Source organism: Candidatus Frankia nodulisporulans (assembly GCF_902806475.1).
GTDB classification, from domain to species: Bacteria; Actinomycetota; Actinomycetes; order Frankiales; family Frankiaceae; genus Frankia; species Frankia umida.
The window spans coordinates 1-823 of record NZ_CADCWS010000512.1 but is presented as its reverse complement, the minus strand read 5'-3'; the positions used below and the strand labels follow the sequence as shown (position 1 = coordinate 823).

At 68.2% G+C, this 823-nt stretch carries 1 protein-coding gene; it reads left to right on the top strand.

Annotated elements, in window-relative coordinates:
* Window positions 1-263 precede the first annotated feature (263 nt).
* The gene (locus tag G6R24_RS21190) at window positions 264-701 is read left to right on the top strand and encodes a hypothetical protein (protein WP_163550868.1); all 438 of its coding nucleotides are present in this window, start codon (window positions 264-266) and stop codon (window positions 699-701) included.
* Window positions 702-823: the final 122 nt, after the last annotated feature.

Below are 823 nucleotides of genomic sequence, written 5' to 3'. Positions count from 1 at the left end.
CGACATCGAAACCCTCGAAAGTGATCGTGCGGTTGGACCCGTCCGGGGGGCTTGGATATTATTTTGGATAAGGAAAAGGACCGGGCCAGTTGGGCAGCGCTGCCGACGGTGATGTCGGCGGTGCGGTCTTCGGTGATGCCGACGGGCACCGGGCGCCGGCCCCGGCGGCACGCTGTGGTTTTCCTCCCGGGGAGGCGAAAGGAGCTGGGTGTGTCGGTACACGTAGGCACGGGGTACGTCGGTTGCCAGCTGGGATGGTAGGGATGTCGGAGGCGCAGATGATCGGCGTGTCCACTGACAGCCCCGGCACCTGGGAGGACCTGCGGGCCGCGGTGGTCGGCAACAACGGGGTCTTTCGGACCTCGATGGGCCACCTGCGGGAGATCGGCGGCTACGGCCGCCTCGGCACGAACGTCCGGCAGATTCTCAGCCGCAACCTCGCCGGGATCGGCCTGGGGCATCTGCCGGTGGAGCTGCCCGCCTACCAGGAGAAGGAGATCCTGCTCTTCCAGTACGGCACCCCCGCGGCCGAGATCATCGAGGCGGTCCGCGAAGGCGCCTCGGACGGTGCCGAGACCGCGCTCATCCGGCTGAACTCGTCGCAGGACATCGCCAAGGTGCGCGACGCATCCCTCAAGGCGGTCGAGCTGCTGTCGATCCTCAGCGACCGCTGCAAGAACTGCGCCCAGCCGCTGCGATAGGCCCGGGCGGGCCCGCACCCGGGCGCAGGCGGCGACGCCACCTCCGCCCGGGCCGGCGGGACAGGCCCCTGACCATGCCAACAGAACTGTCCGATCGGTCAATCTGTCCGATCGGACAGTTA

Coding starts and splice junctions, on each gene's coding strand:
- G6R24_RS21190 (WP_163550868.1), top strand. CDS start 264: ATGTCGGAGGCGCAGATGATCGGCGTGTCCACTGACAGCCCCGGCACC.